General features: G+C 56.2%; 6 protein-coding genes. All 6 read right to left on the reverse strand.

The window, feature by feature from the left end:
• Positions 1-329 precede the first annotated feature (329 nt).
• The 6 genes from H4P12_RS18445 to dcm all read right to left on the reverse strand — a co-directional run bounded on the left by H4P12_RS18445 (position 330) and on the right by dcm (position 5,578).
• Entirely contained in the window at positions 330-962 is a 633-nt protein-coding gene (locus tag H4P12_RS18445; RefSeq protein ID WP_223115895.1) for a hypothetical protein, read from the reverse strand.
• Entirely contained in the window at positions 952-1,344 is a 393-nt protein-coding gene (locus tag H4P12_RS18450) for a hypothetical protein (RefSeq protein ID WP_187795093.1), read from the reverse strand. Before H4P12_RS18450 ends, H4P12_RS18445 begins: the two co-directional genes overlap by 11 nt.
• A 1-nt stretch (position 1,345) precedes the next feature.
• Complete coding sequence (locus H4P12_RS18455; protein ID WP_187795094.1) at positions 1,346-2,419, reverse strand: hypothetical protein; 1,074 nt, start codon at positions 2,417-2,419, stop codon at positions 1,346-1,348.
• Between the two features lie 94 nt (positions 2,420-2,513).
• Positions 2,514-3,887 carry a type II restriction endonuclease gene (locus H4P12_RS18460; RefSeq protein ID WP_187795095.1) on the reverse strand — a complete coding sequence of 458 codons (1,374 nt, stop codon included), beginning with the start codon at positions 3,885-3,887 and terminating at the stop codon, positions 2,514-2,516.
• Between the two features lies 1 nt (position 3,888).
• Complete coding sequence (locus tag H4P12_RS18465; RefSeq protein ID WP_281390508.1) at positions 3,889-4,320, reverse strand: very short patch repair endonuclease; 432 nt, start codon at positions 4,318-4,320, stop codon at positions 3,889-3,891.
• Positions 4,321-4,351: 31 nt separating this feature from the next.
• On the reverse strand, positions 4,352-5,578 hold the full coding sequence (gene dcm, locus H4P12_RS18470) for a DNA (cytosine-5-)-methyltransferase (protein ID WP_187795097.1): 1,227 nt from the start codon (positions 5,576-5,578) through the stop codon (positions 4,352-4,354).
• Positions 5,579-6,018: the final 440 nt, after the last annotated feature.

A 6,018-nucleotide genomic window follows, 5' to 3' on the forward strand; every position in this document is an offset into this window, starting at 1 on the left:
GCAGATCTGCGTATCAGCAATAGAACTGATGCGGCTGCCCGGCTGTGAGATCAGGAAAGGTCATCATGATCAAGGTCTTGAACAGTGTCGGGACGTGGGTGGAGGATCTTAGCATCGAAGCGAAATTTTAACATGCTCTGCCAGAAGTGGAACTGCCATTTCAGGCTCATAACCTGAAGGTCACAGGTTAAAATCCTGTCCCAGCAACAAAAAAATATCCAAATATCAAACATATAAGTCGATGGTATCCAAATACCACCGGCGTTTACGCGTTTACATCAACGCCACATCAACGTTTGATGAGGCCACCAGTGGCAGGCGGCCGGCGCCTACTTTTCCGGAGCATGCATCAGTGGAATGATCGTGTGACGAACATGAAAATCGCAGCCCGAATTTGGACATTTATGAACTGTTCGAAAGAACAACTTGGGCTGAGCGATGTCGAAAGAAAGCTCGGTGTCGGGGTGATTGGCGAAAAGACGATCTTGCCAAGTCGTGAGTACATTTAAAGAATTTCCGGCCCGGTGGTAGATAATGAGTTCGCCATGATCTCTGCCCTCCATCGCGGTCCCATAACGGGTAGACAACTGAAGGAACCCGTCTGCGAGCCAACTATAGTCGCTGTGGATTTTTGCCTCACCCAGCCACATGAAGCCGTCTTCCGCATCGACAACAATATCGCAATGGCCATTAATATGGCGATCATGTCTGGCTGAAATGCCAGACGCGCTGAGCATGTTGGCGACCTGCATGCTAAGCTCGTCCTCGCTGCGATCCTCGTTTAGTCCTCGCGTATCGACGAGTCTGCTATAGCACCGATCCAAAGCTTCTTCTAAAATGCTCAGGCGCTCGCCATGATCCCCAGCGAACTGCCACCTCAGGACGATCCCACCAGGTTGATTTCCAAAGAATTTTAAATATTCTGCTACTGAAATATCCTTCGGGTTCACGTCAAAACTCATCCCGAAGCGAATAAAAGATCCGGACCTGTTCTAGCGGGTTCGAAACGAGCTCGCCCGATGTGGGATGCGCCAACTTGCCGTTGTGCAAGAGCTCACGAAAATCCTCATTGGATAAATGGAGCTGTCCTTCTTCTGCATCATCAAGGTAACCATGCACCTCAAGAATAGCGCCGTCCTTAGAGCTCAAAATGCTTAGCGCAGGAAGCAAGCTATCGCGATCAGGCGACTCTCCGAGCCGTTCGTAAAAGAACGGAAGACCAAGGTGCTGGCCGTCGCCAGGCCTTAGCTTCGCGAGGATGTCAGTGATCGCCAGGCACGCAGACAGGATTCGTGGCTCAAGCCGCGAGTTCGCAAGCCTGTTTCTGAATTCCGCGATGTCCATCTCACGAGTGTGGCACATCTGGCTCGTCGAGTTTAGCCTTTCTGCCAAGGCGGTCGATCACAAATTCATAGTCCACCGCACGTACGCAGTTCTCGATCAAGGCTCCAGTGATGACGGGATCACCAGTACTGCTGTTGCCGGCAGGCCCGGAAGCAGACAAGCTGATAGAAGGCGTATAGACGATATTGTCCTCCGAGAAACCCCATTCGACGGTGATGCGATAGATTGCGATAGCCTCAACAGCCTCCTTGCCAGCAACGTGGTAGGCTTCGGTGCGTTGATCGGCGTCGCGCCGCCGGCGCGGCAGTTTTTCATCCTTGATGCCACCGGTCGTGGTCTGAAAGGTCATCTGAGTTACTGTTCCCTCGCTGACGTCGTCATAAAACGGTCGCACGGCAGGGAAAAGGTTGACCGGCTTACCCAACGTCACGTCACCCCAACCGTTCACAAGGGTTCGCAGCACAGAGTGCAGCCCGTGGATGTCCGCCTCTGCGACTCCGCATGGGCTATCAACGCGAATTTCCAAGAAGTCTCGATGGTGAGGGATCCAGATGACGTGAAACATCTGGACCGGTTCCCTGACGATGCCCACAACCTCATCATATCGAGCTTTCATGTCTGAGGGTTTGTCAAACTCTTGAAAGCTAATTTCTTCGCGCCGCTTAATCCAAAAAACTGAAGACAGGACCAAACCTACGCCGTCTTCGCTGGATTCGGTGCGAACGGGCAGCATATCACCGTTTCCGTGAAGCAGATCGCTGTCATCCATCTTGTAGGGATAGCGCTGTGTCGCAGGACAGTCTGCAGGCGCCATTGCAGCTATCCTTGCTTGGAGGGTTTCACGGTGTCCGGGATCAAGAGGATAAAGCTTGGTGAACTTTTGACCGCAAAGCAGGTGCTCGATCAAACCATCCTCGATGCGGCCCGTTTCAGGCTCACGTGTTTGCTCCGAAATTTTCTCGAGCGTTGCGTCCCAACCGTAGCTCGTAGAGATTCCGTTTGCCTGAAGTATCTTGCGAGCGCTTGTCCACGACATCCGATGGCGGAGGCTATCGAAAAGCTCTTTCACAGACATTTGCTCACTGCCCCAACAATCGTTATAGCTTCCCAACAATAACCGCTGGACCATCGGCCGCAATACCGCGAACTATAGATTCTCGCTTACGCCATCACGATGCCCACTGGTTCATCTCTGGACGAATGACGTCATTGCAGAACTGTTCAAATGTCAGAACGTTTTTATGACCACCGTATTCGGTTTCTCTCGCGTCCATAAGGCTCTCGGGGATCACAAGATGTACGCCAAATGACGCCATGTCCTCGATTGCGTTCCCTGCGATGTTCTCGTCGACCGTAGTCAGGTAGAGCCTGTGTTCGCCCTTCTCGCGCTCGACCTGCTTCCAGCGCTCGCGCAAGGTAGTTTTGGCGCTCAGGATCAGGCCTGATGCGGCGGCCGCGTCACCGCTCCGTATAAATTGCAGAGACGGCAGTATGAAGTCCGGCCGCTTCTTCGCTTCGATGACGACCTGCTTTTCGAAGGGGATACCTCCACCCGACAGCATTGCTTCGATATGGTGTTCATAGGAATAACCCGCCCGTGATTTCCTTTGCTGGCTTGCCGACAGCATCAGCGCATCGACCCGCGGCAGTTCATTGACCAACTGCCGGATGACCTCCGTGACAGTCATGTCACGCGGTTTGTCGCCCATGACGATGCGGACAAGCTCAACAGCCCGCTCGCGGCGCTGGAACTCCCGAAACATGTCCCATTCGATGATGCGGCTGATTTCACGCAGCGCATCCCCCGGGCGCTTGATCACAAAGAGATCAAGGCGTTCCAGACCGTTCAGCTCAAGGTATCGGCCACGCGCCAGCCCGGCCAGTTCTTCGGTCTTCGGCATTGCCGCGCGGGCGCGGGCGAAGTCGACAATCGTTCCGGCGTGCCAGGAGACGATGAGCTCTTCGACGAAATCCAGCACGCGATTCTGCTCCCGCGCACGGATTTCGGCGGGTTTGAACTCACCGATCAGAAAAACGGGCGTGATGTCGAGTTGTGCCAGAAGCAGCTCCGCGTCGTCACTGGCGGAATCGATGGTCAGGCACTCGTAGGCAGTATCTTCCCCCTGCTGGTAGCGGCCCATAACGAGGAATGACGCCGGTGAAAGGTAGCCGAAGCACTCCTTCGGCAGACGGGTCATATGGGTTTCGGGGCCCTTGCTCGTGTAATGCACGATCCGTGTGTGTTTGCTGCGCTCGTCGCCAGAAGCCTGCGGCCAATAGGTGTCGAACCAAGCCTCCCGGATGGGCGCGGCGTTGGCATCTCTGCGTGCCTTGGTCTCGAGGGGCGGAAAGAAACCGCCTTCACGTTGTTCGGCGGGGATGTAGACACCGGCCTGATGCTTGTTGGCGAAGCGCGCCCAGTCACGGTCGTTGTTCGAGAGTTTTTTGACCAGAACCCGTTCCGCCCGGTTCAACAGGTCCGTCAACATACGTGCCTGACCATCGCCCTCGTTCTCAAAATCGAAAATACCCTGCTCGTTCAACTCAACCGCCTGTGTCTGCTGTCAGGCCTTCGAGTGTCAGCCTCTTTTCTGCAGAACATAGCCAATCGATCAGGGAGTCAATCACCGCCTCGGGCGGCAATTTACCGCGTCCCTTCAGAGCGCATTCCCAGATCAGGGCGACGCGCCAGCCCGACGACAGCAGTGCCGCGATATTGCGGGCGTCCCGTTCCATGTTGCCGGTGATCTTGTCGTGCCAGAATTCCTGCCGTGTTGCCGGCCAGCGGAACATGGGGCAGTCATGACCATGCCAGAAGCAACCGTTCACAAATATCACCGCCCGGTGCCACGGCAGCACAATGTCGGGCCTGCCGGGTAGCTTCCGGTCGTGCAGCCGGTAACGAAACCCGCGTGAATGGAGACCGCGCCGGATCAGCATCTCCGGCTTGGTATCAGCGCCCCGGATCGCCGCCATATTTCGGCTGCGGGTTTTGCTGTCGTGAACGTCAGCCAACTTTTCTGAGGGGCTCGGCTCCCGCGACGGCGAGAATGTGCGGGGCCATGACCCGTGCGACCTCGGCAAAAACGGGCACCGCCACCGAATTTCCGAACTGCTTATAGGCCTGGGTGTCCGAAACCGGGATTCGGAAGTCATCCGGATAGCCCATCAGTCGCGCGCATTCGCGCGGCGTCAGCCGGCGCGGATTGTTGCCTTCGCCCCGGCTCACCAGAATTTCCGAGCCATCCTTGTAGTAGCGTGCCGACAGAGTGCGCGAGATGCTGTCTCCATCCACCATGCCGAACCCAAATCCGTTTCCCTTGGCCTTATGCTTCTCGGCATAGCCTTGCAGATAGGCCCAGAGCTTGTCTGTCAGGGTGTATTTGTCGCTGACCATGGCGTCCGAGCCAACGGTGAAATGCCCCTCAGGACTTTCTGTGCCATTCTCGGGATGCAGGATATCGCGCATGCGCCTGGCGCCATAGGTCGGAAGCCGGACGTCATCAAAACTGAAACCAGTGGCCTCGCGGAACCCGACCATCACGATGCGTTCGCGGTGCTGCGGCACGAAATGTCCTGCATCGATGATCCGGGTTTTAAGCGTATAGCCGAGTTCTTCGGTCAGCTTGCGCCGGATCACCTCGAAGGTCCGGCCCTTGTCATGGCTTTTCAGGTTCTTGACGTTTTCAAGCATAAACGCCGCAGGGCGGTGATGCATCAGGATCCGCAGCACGTCGAAGAACAGCGTTCCTTGGGTTTCATCGTCGAAGCCATGCGCGCGGCCGAGCGCGTTCTTCTTGGAAACCCCTGCGATCGAGAACGGCTGGCAGGGAAACCCTGCGACAAGAACGTCATGCGCGGGAATGTCTTCTGCCTCGACTTCCCGGATGTCGCCGACCGGAAGGCGGTTGTCGGGAAAATTGGCCATATAGGTCTGCTGGGCGTATTTGTCCCATTCCGATGTGAAGATGCAGCGCCCGCCCGCGCTCTCCATCGCGCGCCTCAGTCCGCCGATTCCGGCAAAGAGGTCGATGAAAGTGAAGGTCTTGTCCGCGTTTCCGGCATCGCGCTTCCGGTCAATTTCCATGTTCAGCAGGCGGATCACGCTCTCGCGGGGGATTTCCTCTCCGCGCTTCCAGCGATAAATGTGGCCTTCCGAGTAGCCGAGGACACGAGCTGCTTCAGGAACAGTATATCCGGCCTGCGCCAGGAGCGTGGAAAAATCAGCCTGCATGTCCCTCTGCCCTCTCTGGGAATTTTTCTGACACAATGTCTACATGATTCACCTTAATCAAGAACAAACGGGGTATCCAGGGCGGTTACGTGCTGACTTAGACTGTTTCTTACGCGGGTCAGACACCAACTCATATGCTTGACCCCACGTCTTTCCACACGCGCCGGGTGCACAATTGTGCCCATTTCCGAACGAGACAGACACCACCCTTCCGTGCCACCATCTCTGTGCAGCGAATCCCTGCCGCTTTTTGACATCGTCAAATCTTGGGCCGCCCCGAGCGGATCAGAGCCCACCCGGCCGATGTTCATTCCACCTCGCACGCCCGCGTCTGCGCCCGTATGACTGCGTAATCCGCCATCATCCCGACCAGCGCGGCATCCTCAGGTAAGTTCGCCACCTCCGCCGCTGCCTTTTCCTGCGCGGCCTGATCATAAGCC

It is taken from the genome of Paracoccus amoyensis (genome assembly GCF_014490725.1).
GTDB lineage: Bacteria > Pseudomonadota > Alphaproteobacteria > Rhodobacterales > Rhodobacteraceae > Paracoccus > Paracoccus amoyensis.